This window comes from Acidiferrimicrobium sp. IK, from assembly GCF_025499425.1.
GTDB lineage: Bacteria > Actinomycetota > Acidimicrobiia > Acidimicrobiales > Palsa-688 > Acidiferrimicrobium.
Genome location: NZ_JAIMCB010000005.1, coordinates 59,617 through 85,294 on the forward strand (window position 1 = coordinate 59,617; position 25,678 = coordinate 85,294).

A 25,678-nucleotide genomic window follows, 5' to 3' on the forward strand; every position below is an offset into this window, starting at 1 on the left:
GACAGGGTCACTCGCCCTCGGACCCCTCCCGGGGTCGCAGGTCGACCCGAAGGGTGAGGATCCCGTCCTCGAGCGAGGCGGTGGCGTCGCCAATCATGGCGTAGTCCATGAAGTCCACCCGGGCCTGATCCACGAACCGTTTGCGCTCCGGGCCCTCGACGGGCGGGATGCCCCGTTGGCGCACCGCCTTGGCCCGGGCCTGGAACCGTTTGAGCATGGCGTCGACATCGAGCTCGCCAGACATGACGGTCACCTTAGGGCAGCGGGACCCCGCCGCCCAGCGGGCGCGGAGGACCGTGCGGTGGGCCGCTCCGCCCGGTGCTGCCAGCCACCTGCACAACGGCGGGCAGCGATACACTGCACTGTCCACCGCACGTCTCGAGGACTTGGAGCACCGCGTGAAAAAGGGACGGCATCGGCGTTTCGAAGAGGCACGGGCCCTGAAGCGCTCAACAGAAGAGTTCGTGGAGCCCTGCGCCGAGTGCGGCGCGGTGCCCGGTGCGGACCATGCCTCCTGGTGCCTCGCCACCGAGGAGCTCGACGAGGAGCTGAGCGAGAGCGAGTCCTTCCGGGCCCAGTAGCCCGGAAGGCCCAGCAGCCCCCCCGTCTAGCGCCCGCTTCGCAGCTAGGAACCCTCGGAGCTAGCAGCCCGCAGGGCCGGTACCGTGAGGGGACCGCGGCGGGTCATCCCGGTGGCGTCGGGCGGGCTTTCAGCGCGGGGTGCGGCAGCGGGGTAGACCCCGACGCCCGCCCGCGGAGGTAGCCGGCGAGCATCTCGTAGACGCCGGGCCCGACGAGGGCCACCAGCTCGCCGCCCATCTCGAGGTACACCGGCCGGCGGCCGACGAACGCCTCGGGGGCCTCGGTGCACCACCAGTGGAACTCTTGGCCGCCGTCGCCCCAGTGGGTGCGGTCCCATTGGGTGACGGTGGTGGTCACGTGCCCGTTGGCGCCGACGCTGTCCTCCCGCCGCAGCGGCAGCTGCCAGCACACGTCTGGTTTGAGCTCGAGCGGGAGGCGGCCGGTTTCCACCGCGGCCCGGTGCAGCGCGCACCCGGGACCCCCCTCGAACCCCGGGCGGTTGAGGAAGATGCACGCGTCGTCGACCAGCCTGGTGACCCGGGTCCCGTCGGTCTCGGTGTGGATGATGCCCTGGCGGCCGTTGGCCTTGAACTGCCACTGTGCCGCGGTGAGGGTCCTCGCCGCGGCTCGGACCCGCCGGACGTCGCCGTCCCCGGTGAAGTGAGCGCCGTAGGAGCAGCAGCCCTGCACCAGCTCCGGTGCCGGCCCGGTGAGCACGCCCTGGCAGCCGGCGCCGAAGATGCAGGTCCACGACGACAGCAAGAAGGTGACGTCGAACACCCAGGTCCGGTCCTCGTCGGGGTCCTCGAAGCTGACCCACTCGTGAGCGTCGGACGGAGCGTCAGGAGCTGTCACCGCGGCGGCGGGCGCGCCGGGCGCCGAAGGGGTCCTGCCGGCGGCGGCCGGGCGGCGCGGCGCCATCAGCGGCCCGTCCCACCGGCGCCGGTGCCCCCGAGCTCGAGGAGCAGCTCCCCGGCCGCGAGCAGTCCCTTCCAGAACTGGTCCATCACCATCCGCTCGTTGGGCGCGTGGATCCGGTCGTCGGGCAGCCCGACCCCGAGGAACAGCACCGGCGCCCCGAGGACCCGGCCCAGGGCCTCTTCCGGACCGCTGCCGCCTTCCCTGGTGTAGAGCGGCGGCGCGCCCCACACCTTCTCGATGGCCCGGGCCAACGCGCCCATCGCCGGGTGGTCCACCGGCGTCAGGGCGGGGGCGACGCCACCCTCGGGAGTGACGGTGGCGGTGACCCCGGGAGGCAGGTGGCCGCGCAGCCAATCGCCGAACGCCGCGGTCACCGACTCGGGATCCTGGTCCGGGACCAGGCGAAGCGCCACCTTGAAGCCGGCGAGGGCCGGGACGATGGTCTTTATCCCAGGACCGCCGTACCCGCTGTGGATGCCGACCACCTCCGCGGTCGGGCGAACCCCGACGCGCTCGAGGGGGCTGTAACCGTCTTCGCCGGGTAGGGCGCTGACCCCGGCGGCCGCCGCCTTGAACTCTGCCTCGTCGAAGGGCTGCGCGTCCATCGATGCCTGCTCGACGGGAGACAGGGGCCGGACCTTGTCGTAGAAGCCCGGGATGGTCACTCGCCCCGCGCCGTCATGGAGCGCGGCCACCAGCTCCGCCGCCGCACGCGCCGCGTTGGGCACGGTGCCACCCCACATGCCCGAGTGCAGGTCGCGCTCCGCGGTGCGCAAGGCGACGTCGAAGGCGACCAACCCGCGCATGCTCACGGTGGCCGACGGGACGTCCGGGGCGATCATCCCGGTGTCGGACACCACGATGACGTCGCAGCCGAGCAGATCCGCCTTGGTGTGCAGGAGCGTCTCGAAGTTGGGGCTGCCGACCTCCTCCTCGCCCTCGACGAGAAACTTGAGGTTGACGGGGAGGGCTCCGCCGGCGGCCAGGAGACCCCGGGCGGCCTCGATCTGGTAGAGCGTCTGGCCTTTGTCATCGATGGCTCCTCGCGCCTTGCACTCCCCGTCGACGATCACCGGCGTGAAGGGGGGCGACACCCAGTCCTCGAGGGGATCCACCGGCTGGACGTCGTGGTGGCCGTAGACGAGGACGGTCGGCGCGCCCGGCCCGGCGCGGAGCCAGTCGGCGTACACCGACGGGTGGCCCGGCGCGTCCGCGGTGCCGGTCTCGAGGAGCTGGACGTGCTCGAGGCCCGCGGCGCGCATCTGCTCGACGGCGAACGCCGCCGACGCTCTGACGTCGTCCTTGCGCTCGGGGTCAGCGGAGATCGACGGTATGCGCAGCCAGTCGAAGAGGGTCTCGACGATGCGGTCGCGATGCTCGTCGACGTAGGCGGCGAGGGTGAGGTCAGCCATTGGTGCACCGTAGCGAGTCGCGGGGCCGTCGCCGGCTCGCATGGGCCACCCGGTAGGGTCTCGCCGGTGCGACGGCAGGTGGCGGCGGTCCTCGCCGCAGCGGTGGCGACGGTGGGTCTCGGCGCCTGCGGGTCGTCGGGGTCCCCGCCGCCGGCACCGTCCGCCGGAGCACCCGGCCAGGTGAAGTGGGCGCCTTGCCGAAGCGGGGAGGGGCCGAGCGGGGTGCAGTGCGGGACGCTGACGGTGCCGATGGACACCACCGCTCCCTCCGGCGCTCCCGGGCCGACGGTCACCTTGGCCCTCGACCGGGTCCCCGCTACCGGCGCCCGGATCGGATCGCTCATCTTCAACCCCGGCGGCCCTGGGGTGTCGGCGGTGGACGCGCTGCCGGGCGTGGTTAGCGAGCTGAGCGCCGGTGTCCGCCAGCACTTCGATGTCATCGGCTACGACCCGCCCGGCGTCGGGCACTCAACCGCCGTCGACTGCCTGGGGCCCGTCGCGCTGGCCGCCTACCTCCACCAGGACCCGGCGCCCCCTGGAGCGGCCGGCTTCGCCCAGGTGGTCACCTCCGCCCGGTCTTTCGCGGCTGCGTGCCAGGCCGCGGTCGGGCCTCTGCTGGCCCACGTCTCGACTCTCGACGCCGCCCGAGACCTGGACCGGGTCCGGGCCGCGGTCGGGGACCCGACGCTCAACTACCTCGGTTTCTCCTACGGCACGCTCCTGGGGGCGACCTACGCCAGCTTGTACCCGACCCGGGTCCGGGCGATGGTCCTCGACGGCGCGCTGGACCCCACCCAACCCACCCTCTCCGAGCTGGACGTGCAAGCGGCAGCCGTCGACGACCAGTTCAAGGTGTTCGCAGCCGCGTGCCGCGCCGACTCGTCGTGCCCCTGGCATCCCGGTGCCGACCCGACCGCCGCGTTCCTCGCCCTCCTGGCCAGAGCCAGGACCAACCCGGCGCCGGCCGGGAACGGCCGGGTCGCCGGCCCCGCCGAGCTCATCTACGGAGCCGCACAGGCGCTCTACAGCACGCAGCTGTGGCCTGACTTGGAGCAGGCCCTGGCGCAGCTCGCCGCCGGGCGGGGCAACGACATCGTCGCTTTGTTCGACTCGTACATGGAGCGGTCGTCTACGGGTGCCTACTCGACGGTGACCGAAGCCGAGACCGCGGTCAACTGCGCCGACCGGGCCCCGCCGGCGCTGGGGGCCATACAGACCAACGCGGATGCGATCCAGTCACGAGCGCCGATCTTCGGGCCCACCAACGTCGACGGCGAGGTGGTCTGCGCGCTGTGGCCCGATCCTGGCACCACCGGCCCCCACCCCCTGGCCGCGCCCGGATCGGCGCCGATAGTGGTGGTCGGGTCGACCGGAGACCCGATCACCCCTTACGAGTGGGCGGTCCGTTTGGCGGCCCAGCTCGGAAACGCCCGGTTGCTGACCCGGGTGGGGGACGGGCACACCGCGTACGGCGCCAGCGCCTGCGTGCGCGCCGCGGTCCAGTCCTACCTGGTCGGTCTCCGCCTGCCTGCACCCGGTACCCGCTGCCCGTCGCCGTGAACCCCCGCCTCCGGGCCAGCGCCGGCGGGTGGGCATACTGGGGTCGTGGCCGGTGAGTTCGAGGACATCCGACAGCGACTGGAGGCCATCGCCGAGGAGCTCGCCGACCTCGGCATCGTCCGCCTCCGGGAGTCGATAGACGCCGGCGGGACCGAGCTGCCAGTCGACGAGCGACGCCTGGCCCGGGCCCGGCGGGCCGTGGTCAAAGCGGCCGGGATCCTGGCCGAGCCCGACGACGCCCAGTAGCGCCGGGCTACCCGAGCGGGGTGATGACCGGCGCCGGCGGCGCCGACGGCAGCCGGTTGATGGCGTCGATCAGCTGGCGCAACCGGCCGTAGGACATCCGGTCGAAGCGCATCGCCAGGCGGGGAAGGTCGGGGAACTCCTCGCCGCGCTTCTCGGCGTTGAGCGGACCGTCGAGGACCCGGATGTCGCCGGCGACCATGCCGGCGAACTCCGCAGACAGCGCCTGGGCCTCCTCCGCAGTGGGCCGGGACTGGAGGCGGACCACGAGCGTGTCGCCGACCCAGCGCAGCGAGTGATAGTTGCGGTAGAACCCGAGTATCTCCCCGGCCGCCTCCTCGACGCTGTCGGCGATGCAATACAGGCTGTGGTCGACGGGGTTGATCAGGCGGCGGGCAGCCACCTCGTCGTCCACGAAGCGGTTCCAGCCCTTCCAGTAGCTCCCGCCGGGCAACTCGAGCAGGACCACCGGCGCCGGCTCAGCCTTGCCGGTTTGCAGCAAGGTCAATAGCTCGAACGCCTCGTCGAGGGTGCCGAAACCTCCCGGCAGTACCGCGTAACCCCACGACTCTTTGATCAGCAGCAGCTTGCGGGTGAAGAAGTACTTCATCGACACCAACTTCGGGTCGGAGGCGATGAACTGGTTGGCGGTCTGCTCGAAAGGCAAGCGGATGTTGATGCCGAAGGAGTGCTCCGGACCGGCACCCTCCAGGCCGGCGGCCATGATCCCGGGACCGGCGCCGGTCACCGTCGACCAGCCGTGGGCCGCGAGCAGCGCAGCGAGGTCCCGGGCCTGGGCGTAGAGCGGGTCGGTCGGCAGGGTCCTCGCCGAGCCGAACATGGTCACCTTACGAATGTGGCGGTACGGGGCGAAGACCTCGAAGCCGTCGGCCATCTCCCGCAGCGCGGCCGCGGCGATCTTCAGGTCCAAGCGGTCGGAGCTGTCGGTGGCCAGGCGGACCACCGTCGAGAGCAGCTCGAGGAGCTGGTCGCGGTTGGCGGTGACCCCCACGGAGTCGAGCAGCTCGGTCATCAGCTCTCTGGTCCGGGGGTCGCCGCGGCCTGCACCGACGCCGCTGGCGGGCCCCGAGCCGCTCAACGGGGTGCCGCGTCCCGGTCGACCAGCCACACGATCTGGTCTGCTTGGACTCGAGCCGCGGGCAGGTCGGCTCCGTCGATCACCGCCTGGAGGGCTTCCCGCTTGGACTCGCCGGCGACGGTGAACACGACCAGCCGAGCCCGGGCCAGGCCGGCGTAGGTGAGCGTCATGCGGGGATGCTTGTTGCGCCCGGAGGGGTCCTCGTTGCGGGCGACTAGCTGCCCGGGATCGGCGTCGAGCGCCGGCGAGTTGGGGAACAGCGATGCGGTGTGCCCGTCGGGGCCCATGCCGAGATGGATGAAGTCGAGCTTGCCGACCTCGCCGAGGCGCAGCGCGTACGAGTCGGGGCCTTCCTCGCAGCTCATCGGGTACACCGCGTTGGCGGCACCGACGCGTTCGAGCAGCGCCTGGCGCCCGAGCAGTTGATTGGACTCTTCGCTGTCGGGCGGCACGCAGCGCTCGTCGCCCCAGTAGACGTTGACCGACAGCCAGTCCACCCTGCCCTCGCTGTCGGCGGCGAGACGCTCGTAGCAAGGGCGCGCCGTGCTCCCACCCGACAGCGCCAGGCAGAACAATTCTTCGGGGCGCTGCTGGAACGCTCCGATGACCCGGTCGGCGAACGCCCCGGGCAGGTCGTCCACGACGATGAGTTCTCCGTTCACCGCACGCACCTTACGGGGGCTCCGGAGGGCCCGTCGACCATGGAGACCTGTGGCCCGGCGACGACGACGGCTACTTGCCGGAGGCCAACGCGGTGGCCTTGTCGGTCAGGGACTGGATCAGCTCGTCGAAGCTCTTGGAGAACGAAGCGACGCCCTCGTCCTCGAGCGTCTTGGCCACGTCGGCGAGGTCGACACCCGCCGACGCCAGCGCGTCGAGGTGGGCCTGAGCGCCGTCGGGGTCGGAGTCCACCGTGCGAGCGACGGTGCCGTGGTCGAGGAAAGCCTCGACGGTGGCGTCGGGCATGGTGTTGACGGTGTGGGGGCCGATGAGGCTGTCGACGTACAGCAGGTCCGGGTAGGCCTTGTTCTTCGTGGACGTCGAAGCCCACAGCGGGCGCTGCGGGTTGGCGCCCTTGGCGGCCAGCGCCTCCCAGCGAGGGCCGCTGAAGTGCTCCTTGAACAGCGCGTACGCCCTGCGGGCCTGCGCCACCGCGGCCTTGCCCCGCAAGGCCACGGCCTCGTCGGTGCCGATCGCCTCCAGCCGACGGTCGACTTCGGTGTCCACCCGGCTGACGAAGAACGAAGCCACGCTGTGCACCTTCGACAGGTCGCCGCCCGCCGCGTCGAACTCCTCGAGACCGGCGATGTAGGCCTCCATGACGTCGCCGTAGCGGGGCAAGCTGAAGATGAGGGTCACGTTGATGTTGCGTCCCTCGGCGATCATCGCTTTGATCGCCGGCACGCCTTCGGCGGTGGCAGGGATCTTGACCATCAGGTTCGGCAGGTCGATCCGCTGGTGCAGGTCGCGCGCCGCGCTGATCGTCCCCTCGGTGTTGGTCGCCAGAGCCGGCGCCACCTCCAAGCTGACGAAGCCGTCGGCGCCGTCGCTGTCGTCATAGACCGGGCGCAGCACTCCGCAGGCGCCGGTGACGTCATCGACGGCCATGGTCCAAAAGGCGTCGTCGACCGGGCCCTTGCCGACCAGGTCCTTGAACTGGTCGTCGTAGGCGTCCGAGCCGGTCATCGCCTTCTCGAAGATGGTCGGGTTGGACGTCACCCCCCGGATCCCCGACGCGACCAACTCGGCCAGGCCCCCACCGAGGACGCTCGGGCGGTTGAGGTTGTCGATCCAGGCGCTCTGGCCCTGCTCGTTGTAGAGCCGCTGCAGGTTCGTCTCACTCATGCCTTCTCCTAGGAATCGTCGGAATCGTCGTAGACATCGCTGTCGAGGTCGTCGAGGAGGGCCTGGGCCCGCTCCGCCACGTGCTCGCCGGTGAAGCCGAACTCTCGCAACACCGTCGCGCCGGGCGCGGACGCACCGAAGTGGTCGATCGCCACCGAGTCGTCCGCCCACCGGGCCCAGCCGAAGGAGGACGCGGCCTCGACCGACAGGACCGGGGCGCCGGGGCCGAGCACCAGGTCCTGATAGTCCTCGTCCTGCTCGTCGAAGAGGTCCCAGCTCGGCATCGACACGACCCGTGCGGTGACGCCCTCCTCGGCGAGGATCGACGCCGCCTCCACGCACACTGATACCTCGCTGCCAGTCCCGATCAGCACCACGTCGGGGTCCTCGCGGCCCTCCACCAGCACGTAGGCGCCGCGCTCCACGCCTTCGGCGGCCAGATCGGCGGTGCCTTCGAGAACCGGGAGGTTCTGGCGGCTCAAGATGAGGGCCGTCGGACCGTTGCGCTCGATGGCGATGCGCAGCGCGTGGGCCGACTCGTTGGCGTCGGCGGGGCGGATGAGACGCAGGCCGGGCATCGCCCGGAACGACGCCAGCTGCTCCACCGGCTGGTGGGTCGGGCCGTCCTGTCCGAGACCGACCGAGTCGTGAGTCCAGAAGTAGATGACCTTGGCCTCGGACAGCGCGGCGATGCGCACCGCGCCGCGCATGTAGTCGCTGAAGGTGAAGAACGTGCCGCCGATCGGGATCACCCCGCCGTGGAGGCTGAGCCCGTTCATGACCGCCCCCATCCCGTGCTCCCTGACGCCGTAGGCGATCTGGCGGCCCTCCGGGTGCTCCTTGCTCTGCTGGGCCACGCCGTCGAGCTTGGTGCCGGTGTTGCCGGTCAGGTCCGCTCCGCCCGAGCTCAGCCCGGGCACGTCGGCTGCGATCGCGTTGAGGGCGACGTTGATCGACTTGCGGGTGGCGATGGCGTCGTCGCCGGCCTTCCAGGTGGGCAGCTTGGCCTGCCAGCCCTCGACGCCGCGGTTGCCCCAGAGGGCGTCCCAGCGTTGCTTGTCGCCCGACCGGCTGTCGGTCCGCTTCTGCCACTCGTCGCGGGCGGCCTTGCCGCGGGCACCGGCCTGGCGGTACATCTGCAGCACGTCCTCGGGGACCCAGAACGTCTCGTCGGTCGGCAGGCCCATCACCGCCTTGGTGGCGGCGACCTCCTCGTCACCGAAGGGGTCGCCGTGGGCCTTGGGGCTGTCGGTCATCTTCGGCGACGGGTACCCGATGTGGCTGCGCAGAATCAAAAACGACGGCTTGTCCTCGACGGCCATCGCCCGACGGATCCCGGACTCGAGCGCGTCGAGGTCGTTGGCGACCTCGCCGAGGTCCTCGACGTGCCAGCCGTAGGCCTCGAAGCGCTTCGCCGGGTCGTCGTCGAGGGTGATCTCCGTCGGCCCGTCGATGGTGATGTGGTTGTCGTCGTAGATGTAGATGAGCCGGCCGAGCCCGAGGTGCCCGGCCAGCGACGCCGCCTCGTGGCTTACGCCCTCCATGAGGTCGCCGTCGCCGCAGACGACGAACGTGTGGTGGTCGACCAGGTCGGGCCCGAACTCGGAGCGCAAGATCCGCTCCGCGATGCCCATCCCGACGCCTTGGCCGAAGCCCTGGCCGAGGGGGCCGGTCGTGACCTCGATGCCCGGGAAGTGATGGACCTCGGGATGGCCGGGGGTTCGGCTGCCCCACTGCCGGAACTCCTTCAGGTCCTCCAGCTCCATGCCGTAGCCGGTCAGGTACAGCATCGAGTACAAGAGGATGCACGCGTGGCCGGGGGAGAGGATGAACCGGTCCCGGTCGGGCCAGTCCGGGTCCGTGGGGTCGTAGTCCATGATCCTGGTGAACAGGACGTGGGCCAGGGGAGCCAGAGCCATTGCGGTGCCTGGATGCCCGGAGTTGGCCTTCTGGGGGGCGTCCATCGCCAACCCCCGGATGACGTTGATCCCTAGCTGCTCGAGCTCGGGGCTCTGCCCTGTCGTCGTTGAGGCCATGGGCCAACCCTACCCGTGGGCCTGCGTCACTCTCGCACGCCCCTGAGCGGTCACAGCCCGGGGGGTCCGCCCGGCTCGAACACCATCAGCGTGGCCCGGTCCCGGGCCTGACGATCACCCGGGAGCTCCGGGCCGACCTGCACATCGGTCGAGCAGCCGGCCAGTGCTGCGCCAGGCAGGACGTCCGCGGCGGTCGCCGCGTCGGCGGGGAGCGGGCCGAACCAGGCCGGGTCCCTCCGCTCGGACCTGAACAGCAGCGCCCCTTCCGGGCCGTCGGGGTCCGCCGCGGCCAGGGCCCGCTCGAAGGCCTCCGACGCGGTGCGCGGGTCGCGCACCTGGAAGCGGACCAGCGTGTCGGCGGGGACGGCACCGTCGAGCGCGATGGCGCCGTTGGTACGGTCCGCGCCCCGCACCACCAGCGCCGGCAGGCCGCCGGCGCCGTCCGGGCCATCGGTGAGGGGGTCGGCAGCACCGGTGGCGACGGTGGCCAGCCGCAGCCCTCCGTTGACCAGCCTGACGTCGTCGGCGGGCATCCGGTCTACGACGAGGTCCATGAGCCGCTCCAGGGCCGGGCGCCCGTCGAGCTCATAGACGATGTCGCGTTCGGCGCGGGTGACGACCAGCGGCTCGCCGAAGGGTCGGGCGCCCTCCGAGGCGATGACCCGGACCCGTACCGCCGGGCCGATCACGGCGCCGACAGCGGACCCCGAGACCACCCGGTCTTGCACTAGCAGCCCCCGTCGGGTGGCCGTGCCGCCGGCCAGGGCCAGGGGGGCGCCGAGCGGCGCGGCCGCCGCCACCGGTCCAAGCGCCCGACCCCACGCCGCGGGCGGCGGGCTGGTCGCGTCGGCGAGCACCACTGCGGCGGTGGCGGCGAACGGAGGTCGGTTCAGCACCGTCCGGCCGTCGAGGAGCACCGGGACGACCGGTCCGACCAGACCGCACCACAGCGATATCCCCGGGCCGGTGCCGACGTCGCCTTCCGGGCCGATCACCCCGCTCGACGCCACCCCCAACAGGACCGACGGCGACAGGAGGGTCCGGACCGTGCGCCCAACGTCCTCCAAGGCGCCGGCGTGGCCGCCGGTCACGAACACCACCGCCAGGTCGGGGTGGGTCCCGAGCCGCTCCAGGATCTCGCCGACCACCTCGCCGGTGGCGTGGGCGGTCACGGGATGAGCGGACACGGCCGACGCGAACCCGGCCCCGCCGGGCGCGGCGAAGGTCATGCGCCGGCGGCCGTCATACGATGATCGTCATCCGCTGGGCGTGCGGCTCACGGCAGCCTCACGACACCGGCGGGAGAAGGGTGAGGGGCACGACGGTGACGGCGCCGTCGGGGAGCAACCGGCAGTTGGCCTCGATGGTCCCGAGCGAGGGGAACTCCAGCTCCCCCCGAACCAGTCGGTAGGTGAACTTGCCGGGCTCCACAGTGAAGGGAGAGACGTTGCGGGCGACCTGCTCGCCTGCCTCGTCTGTGAACACCACCTCCAGGATGCCCTGGCCGTCCTCGTCGGGCCGGCAGCGCACCAGCACGATCAGGTGGGGGGCGACTGTCACCGGGGGCGGCGCCGGCGCCGGCATGGAGAACATGATCCCGCTCAAGTCGATCCTGGTGGAGGGACCGGGGACCGGGCGCAGCTCGATGTTCTCGGCGAAGAGGGCGGAGACGATGTCCATGAGGCGGTCAGGCTACCGGCGCCGCTCGGGCCTTCGCCCTCTCCTGATCAGACCAGTTCGGGGGTGCGCCGGGCCCGGGACGAGACCCGAGGTTCGGTGTGACGAACGGTCAGCCACCGCAGCTTCTTGGCGGCGGCGATAAACCACCACCCCGGGTCCAGCTCCCGGCGATGGAACGACAGCCGCGCCGATGTAGGCGCCGCGTGATGGTTGGAGTGCAGGCCCTCGCCGGCGGTCAGCCACGCCAGCCACTGGCTGTTCGCGGCGTTTCCGTTGAAGGGCCGGCGGCCGAACGTGTGGCCCACCGCGTTGACGGCGGAGTTGAGCAGCAGGTAGCTGACCACGTGGACACCGGCGGCGAGCGCCACCAACTTCCAGTTGCCCCACAACGGAAGGAAGAGGATGCCGATTCCCACGGCCAGACCGATCAGCCCGTGATCGAACACCTTGTCCCAACGGTCGGGGACCAGGTCCTTGGCGTAACGGTCGACCGCGGCCCGGTCGGCGGCCGCCTTGCGGTACAGCAGCACGTTGCCCAGCTGCACCTGCCAGAAACCCTCGATGATCGGGGAGTGGGGATCGCCCTCCACGTCCACGAACGCGTGGTGACGCCGGTGCACCGCCGCCCACTGGCGGGGCTTGATGCCGGTGGTCAGCCACAACACCAGCCGGCACGCGAACTGCAAACCGGGCCGCATGGTGATCGCCTTGTGGGACACCGTCCGGTGCAAGTAGATGGTCGTCAGGAAGATGGCGACCTGGCAAACGGCCAAGCCGACGATCACAGCAAGGAGTATCCCGGGCACCGGTTCAACCTAGCGGACGTGCCGCTGCTACCCGCCCGGTATCCGCACCGGTCCACTCCGGCAGCGCCCCCGCCGGGGGCGGTGTCCCCGCGGCATGAGACGCTGCCCTAGCCTCCCACGGGTGCGGGCCACGGACGGGCGGGTGCGGTGAGTCGTAGAGGGCGCCTGCTCCAGGTCGCCGCGGGGCTCGCGGTGATGGCGGGCGCCGCCGCGGTGCCGGGCGCGACGGCCGCGGCACCGACCACCCCGGCGGCAGGGGCCAGCATGCCAACCCCGCTCCTCTCGGTCCGTCGGGTGCCGGGCTGGATCGAGTCCACCCTGGCCGGTCAGCGGGTCGCGGCGACCCTCGCCGGGATCGTCACGCCAGCGGCGCTCGGGCCGGCCACCGCATGCCTGCTGGTGGAACAGGGCGGACGGGTGCTGACCGCCCGCAACGCCACGACGCCGGTCATCCCGGCCTCCAACATGAAGATCCTCACCGCCACCGCGGCTTTGGACAAGCTGGGTCCCGGCTATCGCTACACCACGGCGGTGAAAGCGGACCGGGCGCCGGCGGGCGGGGTGGTCACCGGGAACCTCTACTTGATCGGCAGCGGAGACCCGGTGCTGCGCACCCCTCAATACGAAGCGACTCTGCGCGACACGGTGCCGCCCTACACCTCCCTGGCGGCTCTGGCCGCCCAGGTCAGAGCCGCCGGCGTCACCGAGGTCACCGGCGCGGTGATCGGCGACGAGAGCCGCTACGACACCCAGCGGCGGATCCCGACGTGGAAGCCGGTGTACACCGAGGAGGGCGACGCCGGGCCGCTGTCGGCCCTCAACGTCGACGACGGGTTCGCGTCGACGCCGACCGGTTTCGTCGGGGCGACGCAGCCCGCCCAGGCGGCCGCCCAGACCTTCACCGCGCTGCTCGCCGCCGCCGGCGTCAAGGTCGACGGTCCCGCCGCCGGGCAGGGCAGCGCGCCGGCCGCGGCCGTCCCGGTGACCTCCATCCAGTCGGCGCCGCTGTCGCAGATCCTCGACGCGATCCTGACGCCGAGCGACGACACCGCGGCAGAGCTGGTCACCAAGGAGCTCGGCAAGGTGGCCGGCGGCGGCGGCACGACCGCCGCGGGGACCGCGGTCATCAAGGCTGACCTGACCGCGGACGGGCTGCCGGTCGCGGGGCTGGTGGCGGTGGACGGCTCGGGGCTGGACCGGGGGGACCGGGCTACGTGCGCGTTGGTGGTCGCGGCTCTGGACCGGGCCGGGACGGGGAGCGCGCTGATCTCCGAGCTGCCGGTGGCGGGCAAGACCGGCACGCTCAGCTACCGCATGCGTGGCACCCCCGCTGTCGGGCGGGTCCTGGCCAAGACCGGCACCCTCGACGACGTGTCGGCCCTCAGCGGGTTCGTGCTGGCGTCGACCACCGCCCCGGCGCCGACACTGCAGCTACGGGCGCCGGTTGTGTTCTCATTGATCATGAACGGAGTTCCGGTGAGCACCGGTATCGACCTCGGAAACCGGGTGGGCGTCGCGCTCGCCGGCTACCCGGTGGTCCCCGCGGTGTCCACGCTGGATCCGCAAACGTGACCGAGCGCCGGCTGCCGATGTTCCCCCTCGGCACCGTGCTGGTCCCAGGCGCCGTCCTCCCGCTCCACGTGTTCGAGCCCCGGTACCGGGCATTGATGGACGACCTGACCGGCGCCGAGCTCGGGACCCCGCTGATCGAACCGGAGTTCGGGGTGGTGATGATCGAGCGCGGCCACGAGGTGGGCGGCGGCGACGTCCGCGCCGCTCGCGGCACCACCGCCCGGCTGATCGACGCGGAGCGCCTGCCCGACGGCCGCTGGTTGACCGCCGCGGTCGGCACCAACCGGTTCGTGGTCCGCGAGTGGCTCCCCGACGACCCATATCCGATGGCGGTGGTCGAGGACATCGACGAACCACCCTGGGACGACGGCGACGACGGGCGGCTGGCCGCCGCCGCAACGGCACTGCGCCGGCTTCTCGGGTTGGCCGCTGAGCTGGAGGAGGACGTGACACCGGCGACGTTCGATCTGGCCGACGATCCGGCGGTGGCCGCCTGGCAGCTGTGCGCCCTCGCCCCGGTCGGACCGCTGGACCGCTACCGGCTGCTGGAGGCCCCCGACGTAGCCAGCCGACTCGACGCGCTCACCGACATGACCGCCGACATCGTCGCGGTGCTTGCACTCCGCCTTCGTGGGGGATAAAGATCACTGGTCCGCCGACCCCTGGGAGCAGCGTGGCAGCCACCGAGCCGACGACTCAAACCACCGCCTCTAAGCGGGACACCCCGTCGATGAAGGACACGGCGTTCGAGCTGAAGGACCTCGTGCTGGCCTACGCCAAGCAGGAGACCCTCGACCCGCTCAAGGCTCTAGGTCGCTTCGTGGCCTTCGGGATCGCGGGAGCGATCCTGCTCTCCCTCGGCACGATCCTCGGCGCGCTCGCGGTGGTGCGGGCCATCCAGACGGAGACCTCGCCGCACCTGACCGGCAACCTCTCCTGGGTGCCCTACACCGGCGGGGTCCTCTTCGCGCTGGTCGTCGCCGGCGGGGCCGTCAGCCGCATCGGGAAGGCCCAGCCTTGACCCCCCCGCAGCACGGAGCCCCCAAGGGCAGCGGGCCCGGCGGTCGAGTCGAGATCGGAGACATCCGGGCCAAGCTCGGCGAGCTGGCCGGCGAGGTGGACGACACGACGGCCAAGGCCAAGCCGATCATGACCTATGTGGCCGTCGGGGGAGCAGTGGCCCTCGTGGTCTTGGCGTTCGCTCTCGGGCGGCGCAAGGGCCGCCGCAGCTCCACGTGGGTCGAGGTGCGCCGCCTGTGAGACGCCTGTTTCGCGCCGCGATCCGCTACGGGCTGCGAGCCGGGTGGTCGCGTGGCGTGCTCGACGGCAACCGGGCGTGGATCGCGGTCGGCGGTGTCGCGGTGCTCGGCCACCTGCTCGGCCGGGTCAGCGGAGCGGAGCCGGACGTGGTGTTCTCCGAGAAGCTCGCTCCAGGCGAGTCGTTCCGCATCACCCACCTGCCTCGCAGCTGACGGCCCGACCGCACCGCCCGGCCCCGAGCGATCAGAATCGGGGACCCGACACGACAGGAATTGGGAGCAGTGAAGGTCGTCCTCAGAAACCCGCGTCGCGAGCTGGACATGTCCGGACCTCGTCGCGTCAATGCGCTGCTCGCCGAGTTGGACCTCAACCGCGAGGCGGTGCTGGTCATAGTTGACGGCACCCTCGTGACCGGCGACGCCACCCTGCCCGCCGACGCCACCGTCGAGGTCCGCCCGGTGATCTCCGGGGGGGCCCGATGAGAGGGGTGAGCGAGTGAAGTGCAAGGCCTGCCGCCAGCCGGCGGTCATCGACATCCCGCGTCACAACGCGGCGTTCTGCGCCGACTGCTTCGTGCGCCACTGCCAAGAGCAGGTGGTTCGTTCCATCGCCGCGTTCGACATGATGAGTCGCAGCGACCGGGTCCTCGTCGCGGTGTCCGGCGGGAAGGACTCCCTCGCGTTGTGGGACATGCTGATGGACCTCGGATACCAGGCCGACGGCTTGTACCTGGGTCTCGGCATCGGGGACTACAGCGGCTCGTCGATCGGCTACGTCCGGTCGTTCGCGGCCGATCGGGGAGCGACACTCGTCGAGGTCGACATCCCCGCCGAGTTCGGCTTCGACATCCCGACCGGCGCGGCGGCCGCTCGCCGGGCGCCGTGCTCGGCGTGCGGGCTGTCCAAGCGGCACCTGTTCAACAAGGCGGCACGCGACGGCGGCTACGACGCCGTGGCGACCGGGCACAACCTCGACGACGAAGCCGCGGTGCTGTTCGGCAACGTCTTGCGTTGGGACACCGCCTACCTGGGCCGCCAGCTGCCGGTACTGCCCGGCACCGACGGCTTCGCCCGCAAAGTCAAGCCGCTGGTCCGCCTGAGCGAGCGCGAGACCGCCGCGTACTGCGTGATCAAGGGCATCGACTACCAGGTCGAGGAGTGCCCCCAGTCGGCCGGTAACCGCCACCTCGGCTACAAGGCCGCGCTCAACGACATCGAGGTCCGCTCGCCGGGGAGCAAGGCGGCGTTTTACTTCGGGTTCCTCGAACGGATCGCGCCGCTCGTCGCGGGTGTCGCCGAAGAAGAGCGCCGGGACCTGCACCCCTGCCCCGAGTGCGGCTCGCCGACCGTGGCGGACCTCTGCGCCTTCTGCGCCCTGGTCGCCAAGGCGACCCGTGGAAAGCTCAGCGGCGCCGCCGACAGGACCTCAGGGTGAGCCGCCCCTTCACCGTCGGTGAGCGGGCGCTGCTCTTCGACAGCAAAGGCCGCCGGTACCTGGTCGCGCTGGCGGAGGGAGGCGAGTTCCACACCCATGCCGGGCCCATCGAGCACGACCAGCTGATCGGCAAGGACGAGGGCATCACCGTCCGCTCCCGGCGCGGCGCCCGCTACATCGCGGTTCGCCCCACTCTGGCAGAGGTGGTGTTGAAGATGCCCCGCGGCGCACAGGTCATCTACCCGAAGGACCTGGGCCCCCTGCTGATCATGGCCGACGTGTTTCCCGGCGCCCGGATCTTCGAGTCCGGCCTCGGTTCGGGGGCGCTGTCGATGGCGTTGCTGCGGGCCGGGGCTGACATCACCGGCTACGAGGTCCGCGAGGACTTCGCGGCGAGGGCCCAGGCCAACGTCGCCGGCTTCCTCGGCGCCTCCGCCCTGGACCGGTACCACGTGGAGGTCCGGGATTCCTACGCCGGCGTCGACGCCCGGGACATTGACCGCTTCGTGCTCGACCTTCCAGAGCCGTGGCAGCTGGTGAGCCACGCCCGGACGTCGCTGCGCCCCGGCGGGATCTTCGTCGCCTACCTGCCGACGATCCTGCAGGTGGCAACGCTTCGCGCCGAGCTCGACCGGGCCGGCTTCGGCATGGCCGAGACAGTCGAGATCCTGCAGCGGAGCTGGCACATCGACGGGCAGTCGGTGCGCCCCGATCACCGGATGGTGGCCCACACCGGCTTTTTGACCTCCGCCCGCCTCCTCGATCTCGGCGATGCGCCTCCCCAGCCGCCAGCGCCCGCCGGCGAGGTCGAGGAGCCCGAACCGGTCGGCGCCGACATCGTCCCGGACCCCGCCCTTTCATGAACTGCTGGGACATCCCGGTGGCCGGCGACCGCCGGCCTGAGGCGTCGCGGTGCCCGCCGGGCCGGCGCCCATGAACGGCCTCGACGTCCTCATCATCGTCATCGCGGCGGCCGCCGCGGTCGGCGGGTTCCGCATGGGATTCCTGGCCCGGGCCCTTTCGTGGGCCGGCCTGGCCGCCGGCTTGTACGTCGGCGCCCGCCTGGTCCCCACCGTCGCCGCCCACATGTCCCTGGCTTCGTCGACGTCACGGTTGCTCGTGGCGATGGCGGTCCTGATCGGCCCGGCCTTGATCGGCCTGGCGGTAGGGGCCAGCCTCGGGGCCAGCCTGTCGAGGGCGCTGCCGCTCGGCCCGCTGCGCCTCGTCGATCGCGGGATCGGCGCCCTGGTCGGGATCCTCGGCGTCTTGGTCGTCCTCTGGCTTCTCCTCCCGGCCCTCGGGTCGGTCCAGGGCCTGCCGGCGCGGGCCAGCCGGCAGTCGGCGATCTCCCGGTGGGTCGACGGCTCGTTCCCGGCTGCTCCCAACACCGTCGAACGGCTTCGACAGCTCGTCGGCAACCTCACCGGCCCCACGGTGTTCAACGGGCTTCACCAAGCCGAGAACACCGGGCCGCCGCCGGCGGCGGTCCCCCTCAGCCCGGCCACGGTGAGCGCGGTCACGGCCAGCACGGTGAAAGTCGAGGGGCAGGCCTGCAACCGGATCCAGGACGGCAGCGGCTTCACCGTCGCCCCGCACCTGGTGGTGACCAACGCCCACGTCGTGGCCGGGGAGCCGGCCGGCGAGACTTCGGTGATCACCCCGTCGGGGTCGACCCTGCCGGCGACGGTCGTGCGCTTCGATCCGAACCGGGACCTGGCCCTGCTGTCGGTGCCAGGACTGGCCGAGGCGCCGCTCAGCATCGCGACTGGCACGGTGGGGGAGCAGGGGGCGGTGTTCGGCCACCCCGGCGGCCAAACCGCCCTGCAGGTGATCCCCGCGGCGATCAGCCAGGAGGTCACCGCGGTGGGGGAGGATCTCTACAACACCCACTCCACCCGTCGGGACGTGTTCATCCTGGCCGCCTACCTGATGCCGGGTGACTCCGGCGGCGCGCTGGTGTCAACCGCCGGCAAGGTCATCGGCGTGGCTTTCGCCATCGCCCCCGACCGGCCGGGAACGTCCTACGCGCTGGCCAGCAGCGAACTGCAGGCTGTCCTGGCCAGCCCGACGACGGGCGCGGTGAGCACTCAGAGCTGCCTGGCGGGCTGACGCCCGGCGCTCACTCCTCGATGAAGATGCACTCCCCGGGGCACTCTTCCGCGGCCTCCTTGGTGGCGTCCTCCATCCCGTCGGGGACCACGGCCAAGCCTTCGTGCCCTCCCGGGTTGTCGAAGACCTTGTCGCCTTCCTTCACGTACGAGAGTCCGTCGTCCAGCAGCGTGAACACGGCGGGGGCGATCTCCTCACAGAGACCGTCACCAGTGCAGAGATCCTGATCGATCCAGACCTTCATCGGGGATTGCCTTCGCTCTTCCAGGGGGACAAAGCCTGCGGATGGGAACCACAGCGGTCCTTTGGTAGGCGCGCCGCGGCAAGTGCTCGTCCTACAGTAGCGGACGCCCCGTTTGTCCCGGTGACACCGGCGGAATGCCCACTTCTTCCGCCGGGCCAGGGGGTACATTCCACCTTCAAGCTCGACCAGAGAGGAGGTGGTCGGTGTGTCTGATGCTGATGACGCCCGAATCGCCGGCTACGAACGCGAGGTCGCCGAGCTGACCGAGCAGTCCAGGGCCCTCGAGGACGAGGTGGCGACGCTTCGCCGCCGGATGCAGGAGGCCCCGCGCCGGGTCCGTACCCTCGAGGAGAAGCTCCTCGAGACCAAGGGCCAGTTGCAGCAGGCCATCTCGCAAAACGAGCGGCTGACCTTCACCCTTCGAGAGGCGCGCGAGCACATCGCCGCGCTTCGCGAGGAGGTGGACAAGCTCACCCAGCCGCCTTCGGCGTACGGGACGTTCCTCGGGCACAACGACGACGGCACCGTGGACGTGTTTTCCGGTGGCCGCAAGATGCGAGTCGCTCTCCACCCGGAGCTGACCGCGGAGGACCAGGAGCGGCTGGTGCGGGGCCAGGAGGTGGTCCTGAACGAGTCCCTCAACGTGGTGCTCGCCCGCAACCCCGAAGTGTCCGGTGAGGTCGTGACGCTGAAAGAGGTTCTCGACGACGGCACCCGGGCGATGATCGTCGGGCGGGCCGACGAGGAGCGGGTGGTGGAGCTGGCCGACGGCCTGAAGGGCGTCCGGCTCCGGTCGGGAGACTCGCTGCTGATGGACAGCCGCACCGGGCTTCTGCTCGAGAAGCTGCCCCGCCCGGAGGTGGAGGACCTGGTGCTCGAGGAGGTGCCCGACATCTCCTACGAGGACGTCGGCGGCCTCGACGGCCAGATCGAGGCGATCACCGACGCCGTCGAGTTGCCGTTCTTGCACCGCGAGCTGTTCATCGAGCACAAGCTGCCCGCCCCCAAGGGCATCCTCCTCTACGGCCCCCCGGGCTGCGGGAAGACCCTGATCGCCAAGGCCGTCGCCAACTCCCTGGCCAAGAAGGTCGCCGAGGTATCCGGCAACAAGGCCGCCACCTCGTACTTCTTGAACATCAAGGGCCCTGAGCTGCTCAACAAGTACGTCGGCGAGACCGAGCGGCAGATCCGGCTGGTGTTCCAGCGGGCCCGGGAGAAGAGCGAGGAGGGCATGCCGGTCATCGTCTTCTTCGACGAGATGGACTCCCTCTTCCGCACCCGCGGCACCGGGATCTCCTCCGACATGGAGTCGACCATCGTGCCCCAGCTGCTGGCCGAGATCGACGGGGTCGAGACCCTGAAGAACGTCATCGTCATCGGGGCCTCCAACCGGGAGGACCTGATCGACCCGGCCATCCTCCGTCCCGGCCGCCTAGACGTGAAGATCAAGATCGAGCGGCCCAACGAGGACGCCGCCTCCCAGATCTTCGCTCGCTACCTCACCCCCGACCTGCCCCTCGACGCCGGCGAGGTGGCGTCCCTCGGCGGGGGCGACCCGGCGAAGGCCACGATGGCCATGATCGAGAAGACCGTCGCCGAGATGTACCGGGCCGACGAGGAGAACCAGTTCCTCGAGGTGACGTACCAAAACGGCGACAAGGAGATCATGTACTTCAAGGACTTCGCGTCCGGGGCCATGATCGAGAACATCGTCCGCCGGGCCAAGAAGCTGGCGATCAAGCGGGCCATCGCCGGCACTGGGCGGGGGATCACCACCCAGGACATGCTCGACTCCATCAAGCAGGAGTACAAGGAGCACGAGGACCTGCCCAACACCACCAACCCCGACGACTGGGCCAAGATCTCGGGGAAGAAGGGCGAGCGGATCGTCTACATCCGCACGATCATGTCCCAGGGCGAGGAGACCACCGGGGGCCGCTCGATCGAGCGGGTGGCCACCGGCCAGTACCTGTAGCCACCGCTAGGGCGATCCCACGCCGGGCGCCGGCGAGGAGCTTCGGGGTCCAGTTGGCCACCCATGCCGGTGGCCAACTGGACCCTCGGCTGTCAGCTGCCGGCCAGGGAGATCGACAGCGGCCCGAGATGCAGGGCGCTGTCCGTGCTGGCGCCGCTCGAGGAGAAGGTGCTCGACGTGCTGCCCGACGCCGACGGGGCCGACCCGAGGCTGCCGAGGCCGGGGAGGCTGGTTGGCAGCGACGTCGGCAGGCTGGTGGGGAGCGACGTCGGCAGGCTGGGCAGGCTCCCAGCACCGGGCAAGCTGGGCAGGCTGCCAGCACCGGGCAAACTGGGCAGGCTCGGAGCGCCGGGCAGGCTCGGAGCACCGGGCAAGCTGGGGGCGCCGGGCAGGGTCGGCAGGCTGGTGGGGAGCGACGTCGGCAGGCCGGGCAGGCTCGGAGCACCGGGCAGGCTCGGAGCACCGGGCAGGCTGGGGGCGCCCGGAAGGCTCGGCAACGACGTGGGCGGCTTGGGCAGACCGGAGGGCGGGATCGTCCCGCTGTAGGTGGAGGTGCCGGTGAACGGGTTGGTCGTGGTGAGCGAGTAGCTCACGCCCTTGGTGGACGCGGCCAGGCTGCCCCCACCGCCGAACGTGCCGGCCGGCGTCTTGATGCTCCCTGCAGCGGAGCCGCCACCGCCCGAAGTGCCGGCGTGGAACGCGGCGTGGAAGCTTCCCGACGGGGTGGACGCCGCATGCGCGGCGGCCGCTCCGATACCCGTCAGCGTCACGGCCGCGACGCCGACGACGGCCGCCCGATGGACGAGGGTGGTGGTCAGAACAGTCACGCGAGTCCTCCTGGTGATGGGTACGTACAACGTGCGATCGACACAGCGACGCGCCCATCGATTCGCCCCGCGGCAACCGATCTCCTTCATCTTCCGTACATACTTGGGCGGTTTGTGCCGGGCACTGCAGCGCTGGCCGTCGCAGGAAGTTCACGCGGGGCTCACCCCGAGAGCGGTGGGGTTCGGGATAACGTCGACTCGTGGCCATCGTCAAGGTTCTCGGCCTCGAGACCGAGTACGGGATCATCATCAGGGGTGCCACCGAGCCCAACCCGATCGCGGCGTCGTCGACGCTCATCAACGCGTACGTCGCCGAGCTGTCGCGCAAGGTCAGCTGGGATTTCGAGGACGAGACCCCCGGCCGAGACGCCAGGGGTTTCGCGCGCGAAGGTGCCATGCCCCCGGAGGTCGAGACCCACCTGGTCAACGCGGTGCTGACCAACGGCGCCCGCTACTACGTCGACCACGCCCACCCGGAATTTTCCACTCCGGAGTGCGCGGACGTTTGGGACGCTTTGCTGTATGACAAGGCCGGCGAGCTGATCCTGGCCCGCTCCGTGGAGGCGGCCGGCCGGCTGCTGCCACCGGGCCAGAGCCTGATGGTCCTGAAGAACAACTCTGACGGCAAGGGCAACAGTTACGGCACCCACGAGAACTACCTGATGGACCGGGCGCTGCCCTTCGCCCGCATCGTGCAGCACGTCATGCCCCACTTCGTGTCCCGCCAGGTCTTCACCGGGGCCGGCAAGGTGGGCACCGAGGCGGCGTCGACCGGCGGGATCGACGTCGACTTCCAGCTGACCCAGCGAGCCGATTTCTTCGAGGAAGAGGTCGGCCTCGAGACCACCTTGAAGCGCCCGATCGTCAACACCCGCGACGAGCCGCACTGCGACGCCGGCAAGTACCGACGCCTGCACGTGATCGTGGGCGACGCCAACATGTCGGAGGTCGCCACATTCTTGAAGGTCGGCACCACCGCATTGGTGCTGTCGATGATCGAGGACGACTGGTTCTCGCGCGCCGGGCGCGACTTCACGCTGCAGTCGCCGGTGGCGTCGATGCGGCGGGTGTCCTACGACCGGGAGTTGACCCGGCCCATCCCCCTCGCCGACGGCCGGTCGATGACCGCTCTGGAGATGCAGTGGGAGCACCTGGACCTGGCCCGCAAGTACGCCGAGGATCGGGGCCTCGACAGCGTAGGCGGCAGCCAGACCGGCAACGAGATCCTCCGGCGCTGGGAGGAGGTGCTCACCGGCCTCGAGTCCGACCCGATGTCGCTCGCCAGGCAATTGGACTGGGTGGCGAAGTACCGGATGATCGAGGGCTATCGGGAGCGCCACGGACTGGACTGGCACAGCCCGAAGCTGGCCGCCATGGATTTGCAGTACCACGACGTGCGACCGGAGAGGTCGCTCTACGCTCGCGCCGGGATGGAGCGTCTGCTCGACCCGGACGCGATCGCCCGGGCGGTCACCGAACCGCCGGAGACCACCCGGGCCTACTTCCGGGGCAAGTGCCTGCAGCGCTGGGCCTCGGCGATCGCCGCCGCCAACTGGGACTCGGTGGTGTTCGACCTCGGGAAGGACCCGCTTCGCCGGGTTCCCATGATGGAACCCCTCAGAGGAACCCGCGCACACGTCGAAGAATTGCTCAGTAGCGTCTCGAGCCCCGCTGAGCTGCTGGACCGTCTCGGTTCCTAGGAGGACACATGGCTGAACGAGAGCAAATAAAGAAGACCCCATCCAAGACGGAAGAGGAGACCGTCGAGGACATCCCCACCACCTCCAAGAAGGGTGAGGAGCTCAAGGCCGAGCTCGATGACCTCCTCGACGAGATCGACGAGGTGCTCGAAGAGAACGCGGAGGACTTCGTGCGGGCGTATGTCCAAAAGGGTGGTGAATGACCGCCGGACCGGTTGGGTCCGCCGTTGGGGGATCGGCGGCGGCATAGGGTCTGGCCGGCCACCGGCGGGTGACCCAACTTCAGCAACCGGTGGCGGACCGGTAGGGTGCGGGTCCCTATGAGCCTTCCGATGTTCAGCCCGCAGGAGGACCCGGGGCCGAGCTTCACCGACGTCCTGCGCAAGGTCGGCCACGAGCCGTTCGCGGTGTCGCAGCCGAGCGGTCCAGCCCCCTTCGAGATCCGCCACGGCACCACGATCGTCGCCATCCGCTACGCCGATGGCGTGCTGATGGCCGGCGACCGTCGGGCGACGGCCGGGTCGTCCATCGCCCACCGCACCATGGACAAGGTCCATCCCGCGGACCGCCACAGCGGCGTGGCCATCGCCGGCGCCGCCGGCCCGGCGATGGAGATGGTCAAGCTGTTCCAGCTCCAGCTGGAGCACTATGAGAAGGTCGAGGGCTCGGCGCTCAGCCTGGAGGGCAAGGCCAACCAGCTGTCGGGGATGGTTCGGGCCAACCTGGGCATGGCCATGCAAGGCTTCGTCGTGGTCCCACTCTTCGCCGGCTACGACCTGCGCCGGGGGGTGGGGAGGATCTACACCTACGACCCGACCGGCGGCCGCTACGAGGAGACCGACTTCCACGCCGACGGCTCCGGGGGGCGCGACGCCCGCACGACGGTGAAGCTGGGGTGGAAGGCCAACATGGACCGCTCCGCGGCCATCGAGCTCGCGGTGCGGGCCCTGTGGCAGGCCGCGGACGAGGACTCGGCGACCGGTGGCCCTGACGCCATCCGCAAGATCTATCCGACGGTGGCCACCATCACCGCGGCTGGTTTCGAGCGGGTCGCAGAGTCTGAGGTGGCCGAGGCCTTCGGCACCGTCGTGGCCACGCTCAGCGAGGCCGAGATCCAGTCAGAGGTGCCGGACCGATGAGCATGCCGTTTTATGTAGCGCCCGAGCAGTTCATGAAGGACAAGGCTGACTTCGCGCGCAAGAACATCGCGCGGGGCCGGCCGCTGGTCGCCACGGTATACGCCGAGGGGATCGTGATCTGCGCCGAGAACACCTCCCGGTCACTGCACAAGGTCAGCGAGATCTACGACCAGATCGCGTTCGCCGGCGTCGGTCGCTACAACGAGTTCGACCAGCTGCGCCGCTCCGGCGTCCAGTACGCCGACATCAAGGGCTACCAGTACAGCCGGGAGGACGTCGACGCCCGGTCGCTGGCCAACCTCTACGCCCAGTACATGGGGAACGTCTTCACCCACGAGATGAAGCCGCTAGAGGTGGAGATCCTCGTCGCTGAGGTCGGCGCCGCCCCCGGCCAGGACCAGCTGTTCCACATCCTCTACGACGGGTCGGTGGTCGACGAGGACCGGATGACGGTCCTCGGCGGTGAAGCCGAGTCCATCGCCCGCCGCCTGGAAGCGACCTTCGATCCGGGCTGGGACCTCGGCGCCGCCCTGCGGGCCGCGTCCAAGGCGTTGAGCGGCGACGACAGGGCGCTCGGCGCCGGTGAGCTGGAGGTAGCGGTCTTGGCCCGCAGCAACGGCCGTCGGGCGTTCCGGCGGGTGGAGACCGCCGAGATCGAGGCGCTGCTGGCCGAGCCGGCCGGCCAGCCCAGCAGCGACCAGGACTCGCCCGGCGACGCGGGTGACGGGGTCACAGGCGCCGAGCCAGGCAACGAAGCGGCGGGCACCCCCGAAGCCGGGGAGTGACAGCCGAGGAGTGACAGCCGGGGTTCACCGCCTGCCCTGACAGCCGGGGGGCTGGCGGCGCTCAGACGATCGCCACGTGCGCGGCGAGGGTCGCGCAGACGATGAACACCAGCCCGACGGCGGCGAGGAGCCGCCGCCGGCTGAGACCGAACACCACCGCCCGGGTCGAGGGGCTCGGCTCCTCGTCGTCGGGGTGCGGGCAGAAGGCGGCCTCGACCTCATCGGCCAGCAGCAGCTCGCTGGCCTCGTCGACGTCATCCTCGGGAACCCACACCGACACGTCGCCGAAGGGGTACGGGCCGCCGACGTTGCCCCGCAGGTCGGTCACGATGCCCTCCGCCCCCAGCCGGGCGGCGATCACCCTGGCGTGAAAGGCGGTCGGCACCGTCCGCACGTGCACCATCTTCCTGGGTGACGTCTGGGCCCCGGGCATGGGCCAACGGTAGCGA

General features: G+C 70.8%; 30 protein-coding genes. 17 read left to right on the plus strand and 13 right to left on the minus strand.

Going from position 1 to position 25,678, the window contains the following annotated elements; all coding sequences use genetic code 11:
* Positions 1-7: 7 nt before the first annotated feature.
* Positions 8-244: a hypothetical protein gene (locus K6U06_RS09680; RefSeq protein WP_262321725.1), complete on the minus strand. Its 237-nt coding sequence runs from the start codon at positions 242-244 to the stop codon at positions 8-10.
* Between K6U06_RS09680 and K6U06_RS09685 the strand changes: the two genes are divergently transcribed.
* A complete protein-coding gene (locus tag K6U06_RS09685) occupies positions 243-581 on the plus strand; it encodes a hypothetical protein (protein ID WP_262321726.1) in 339 nt (112 codons plus the stop codon). The two genes, K6U06_RS09680 and K6U06_RS09685, sit on opposite strands and share 2 nt — an antisense overlap.
* A gap of 103 nt (positions 582-684) precedes the next feature.
* On the opposite strand, the gene K6U06_RS09690 is transcribed toward K6U06_RS09685, so the two are convergent.
* Positions 685-1,503, minus strand: a complete 819-nt coding sequence (locus tag K6U06_RS09690; protein WP_262321727.1) for a hypothetical protein — start codon at positions 1,501-1,503, stop codon at positions 685-687.
* On the minus strand, positions 1,503-2,915 hold the full coding sequence (locus K6U06_RS09695) for a dipeptidase (RefSeq protein ID WP_262321728.1): 1,413 nt from the start codon (positions 2,913-2,915) through the stop codon (positions 1,503-1,505). Before K6U06_RS09695 ends, K6U06_RS09690 begins: the two co-directional genes overlap by 1 nt.
* Positions 2,916-2,981: 66 nt before the next feature.
* Between K6U06_RS09695 and K6U06_RS09700 the strand changes: the two genes are divergently transcribed.
* Positions 2,982-4,475, plus strand: coding sequence for an alpha/beta hydrolase (locus tag K6U06_RS09700; RefSeq protein WP_262321729.1), 1,494 nt, complete (start codon positions 2,982-2,984; stop codon positions 4,473-4,475).
* Positions 4,476-4,520: 45 nt separating this feature from the next.
* Positions 4,521-4,721 (plus strand): hypothetical protein, encoded by a 201-nt coding sequence (locus tag K6U06_RS09705; protein ID WP_262321730.1) that lies wholly within the window; start codon positions 4,521-4,523, stop codon positions 4,719-4,721.
* A 7-nt stretch (positions 4,722-4,728) separates the two neighbouring features.
* Here the strand turns inward: K6U06_RS09705 and K6U06_RS09710 are convergent, their stop codons facing one another.
* The 7 genes from K6U06_RS09710 to K6U06_RS09740 all read right to left on the minus strand — a co-directional run bounded on the left by K6U06_RS09710 (position 4,729) and on the right by K6U06_RS09740 (position 12,184).
* Positions 4,729-5,751 (minus strand): LOG family protein, encoded by a 1,023-nt coding sequence (locus K6U06_RS09710; protein WP_262321731.1) that lies wholly within the window; start codon positions 5,749-5,751, stop codon positions 4,729-4,731.
* 62 nt (positions 5,752-5,813) lie between these two features.
* Positions 5,814-6,479 carry a 6-phosphogluconolactonase gene (pgl, locus tag K6U06_RS09715; protein WP_262321732.1) on the minus strand — a complete coding sequence of 222 codons (666 nt, stop codon included), beginning with the start codon at positions 6,477-6,479 and terminating at the stop codon, positions 5,814-5,816.
* 70 nt (positions 6,480-6,549) lie between these two features.
* Positions 6,550-7,662 (minus strand): transaldolase, encoded by a 1,113-nt coding sequence (gene tal / locus K6U06_RS09720; RefSeq protein WP_262321733.1) that lies wholly within the window; start codon positions 7,660-7,662, stop codon positions 6,550-6,552.
* Positions 7,663-7,670: 8 nt separating this feature from the next.
* On the minus strand, positions 7,671-9,698 hold the full coding sequence (tkt, locus tag K6U06_RS09725; RefSeq protein WP_262321734.1) for a transketolase: 2,028 nt from the start codon (positions 9,696-9,698) through the stop codon (positions 7,671-7,673).
* A gap of 50 nt (positions 9,699-9,748) precedes the next feature.
* Positions 9,749-10,927, minus strand: a complete 1,179-nt coding sequence (locus tag K6U06_RS09730; RefSeq protein WP_262321735.1) for an FIST N-terminal domain-containing protein — start codon at positions 10,925-10,927, stop codon at positions 9,749-9,751.
* Positions 10,928-10,985: 58 nt separating this feature from the next.
* Positions 10,986-11,378: a hypothetical protein gene (locus K6U06_RS09735; protein ID WP_262321736.1), complete on the minus strand. Its 393-nt coding sequence runs from the start codon at positions 11,376-11,378 to the stop codon at positions 10,986-10,988.
* 47 nt (positions 11,379-11,425) lie between these two features.
* Positions 11,426-12,184, minus strand: coding sequence for a fatty acid desaturase (locus K6U06_RS09740; RefSeq protein WP_262321737.1), 759 nt, complete (start codon positions 12,182-12,184; stop codon positions 11,426-11,428).
* 147 nt (positions 12,185-12,331) lie between these two features.
* Between K6U06_RS09740 and K6U06_RS09745 the strand changes: the two genes are divergently transcribed.
* From K6U06_RS09745 to K6U06_RS09785, 9 genes are all read left to right on the plus strand, one after another.
* Positions 12,332-13,756 carry a D-alanyl-D-alanine carboxypeptidase/D-alanyl-D-alanine-endopeptidase gene (locus K6U06_RS09745; protein ID WP_262321738.1) on the plus strand — a complete coding sequence of 475 codons (1,425 nt, stop codon included), beginning with the start codon at positions 12,332-12,334 and terminating at the stop codon, positions 13,754-13,756.
* Positions 13,753-14,397: an LON peptidase substrate-binding domain-containing protein gene (locus K6U06_RS09750; protein WP_262321739.1), complete on the plus strand. Its 645-nt coding sequence runs from the start codon at positions 13,753-13,755 to the stop codon at positions 14,395-14,397. Before K6U06_RS09745 ends, K6U06_RS09750 begins: the two co-directional genes overlap by 4 nt.
* Before the next feature lie 89 nt (positions 14,398-14,486).
* On the plus strand, positions 14,487-14,777 hold the full coding sequence (locus K6U06_RS09755; RefSeq protein ID WP_262321740.1) for a hypothetical protein: 291 nt from the start codon (positions 14,487-14,489) through the stop codon (positions 14,775-14,777).
* Positions 14,774-15,016, plus strand: a complete 243-nt coding sequence (locus tag K6U06_RS09760) for a hypothetical protein (protein WP_262321741.1) — start codon at positions 14,774-14,776, stop codon at positions 15,014-15,016. The genes K6U06_RS09755 and K6U06_RS09760 overlap by 4 nt, the downstream gene beginning before the upstream one ends.
* Positions 15,013-15,228 (plus strand): hypothetical protein, encoded by a 216-nt coding sequence (locus tag K6U06_RS09765; protein WP_262321742.1) that lies wholly within the window; start codon positions 15,013-15,015, stop codon positions 15,226-15,228. The genes K6U06_RS09760 and K6U06_RS09765 overlap by 4 nt, the downstream gene beginning before the upstream one ends.
* A gap of 69 nt (positions 15,229-15,297) precedes the next feature.
* Entirely contained in the window at positions 15,298-15,498 is a 201-nt protein-coding gene (locus K6U06_RS09770; RefSeq protein WP_262321743.1) for a MoaD/ThiS family protein, read from the plus strand.
* A gap of 13 nt (positions 15,499-15,511) precedes the next feature.
* Complete coding sequence (locus K6U06_RS09775; RefSeq protein WP_262321744.1) at positions 15,512-16,450, plus strand: adenine nucleotide alpha hydrolase family protein; 939 nt, start codon at positions 15,512-15,514, stop codon at positions 16,448-16,450.
* Entirely contained in the window at positions 16,447-17,313 is an 867-nt protein-coding gene (locus K6U06_RS09780; RefSeq protein WP_262321745.1) for a tRNA (adenine-N1)-methyltransferase, read from the plus strand. The genes K6U06_RS09775 and K6U06_RS09780 overlap by 4 nt, the downstream gene beginning before the upstream one ends.
* A gap of 49 nt (positions 17,314-17,362) precedes the next feature.
* Positions 17,363-18,559 (plus strand): MarP family serine protease, encoded by a 1,197-nt coding sequence (locus K6U06_RS09785; protein ID WP_262321746.1) that lies wholly within the window; start codon positions 17,363-17,365, stop codon positions 18,557-18,559.
* A 10-nt stretch (positions 18,560-18,569) separates the two neighbouring features.
* On the opposite strand, the gene K6U06_RS09790 is transcribed toward K6U06_RS09785, so the two are convergent.
* On the minus strand, positions 18,570-18,803 hold the full coding sequence (locus tag K6U06_RS09790) for a ferredoxin (protein ID WP_262321747.1): 234 nt from the start codon (positions 18,801-18,803) through the stop codon (positions 18,570-18,572).
* Between the two features lie 313 nt (positions 18,804-19,116).
* Between K6U06_RS09790 and arc the strand changes: the two genes are divergently transcribed.
* Positions 19,117-20,778: a proteasome ATPase gene (gene arc, locus K6U06_RS09795; RefSeq protein WP_410051022.1), complete on the plus strand. Its 1,662-nt coding sequence runs from the start codon at positions 19,117-19,119 to the stop codon at positions 20,776-20,778.
* Between the two features lie 92 nt (positions 20,779-20,870).
* Here the strand turns inward: arc and K6U06_RS09800 are convergent, their stop codons facing one another.
* Entirely contained in the window at positions 20,871-21,605 is a 735-nt protein-coding gene (locus K6U06_RS09800; RefSeq protein WP_262321749.1) for a hypothetical protein, read from the minus strand.
* Between the two features lie 200 nt (positions 21,606-21,805).
* On the opposite strand from K6U06_RS09800, the gene dop reads away from it, so the two are divergent.
* From dop to prcA, 4 genes are all read left to right on the plus strand, one after another.
* On the plus strand, positions 21,806-23,305 hold the full coding sequence (gene dop / locus K6U06_RS09805; RefSeq protein WP_262321750.1) for a depupylase/deamidase Dop: 1,500 nt from the start codon (positions 21,806-21,808) through the stop codon (positions 23,303-23,305).
* Positions 23,306-23,313: 8 nt separating this feature from the next.
* Positions 23,314-23,508: a ubiquitin-like protein Pup gene (locus K6U06_RS09810; protein WP_262321751.1), complete on the plus strand. Its 195-nt coding sequence runs from the start codon at positions 23,314-23,316 to the stop codon at positions 23,506-23,508.
* 117 nt (positions 23,509-23,625) lie between these two features.
* The gene (gene prcB / locus K6U06_RS09815; protein ID WP_262321752.1) at positions 23,626-24,444 is read left to right on the plus strand and encodes a proteasome subunit beta; all 819 of its coding nucleotides are present in this window, start codon (positions 23,626-23,628) and stop codon (positions 24,442-24,444) included.
* Positions 24,441-25,229 carry a proteasome subunit alpha gene (prcA, locus tag K6U06_RS09820; protein ID WP_262321753.1) on the plus strand — a complete coding sequence of 263 codons (789 nt, stop codon included), beginning with the start codon at positions 24,441-24,443 and terminating at the stop codon, positions 25,227-25,229. Before prcB ends, prcA begins: the two co-directional genes overlap by 4 nt.
* 61 nt (positions 25,230-25,290) lie before the next feature.
* Here prcA and K6U06_RS09825 read toward each other — a convergent pair whose 3' ends face one another.
* Positions 25,291-25,662: a DUF2007 domain-containing protein gene (locus K6U06_RS09825; protein ID WP_262321754.1), complete on the minus strand. Its 372-nt coding sequence runs from the start codon at positions 25,660-25,662 to the stop codon at positions 25,291-25,293.
* Between the last annotated feature and the right edge of the window lie 16 nt (positions 25,663-25,678).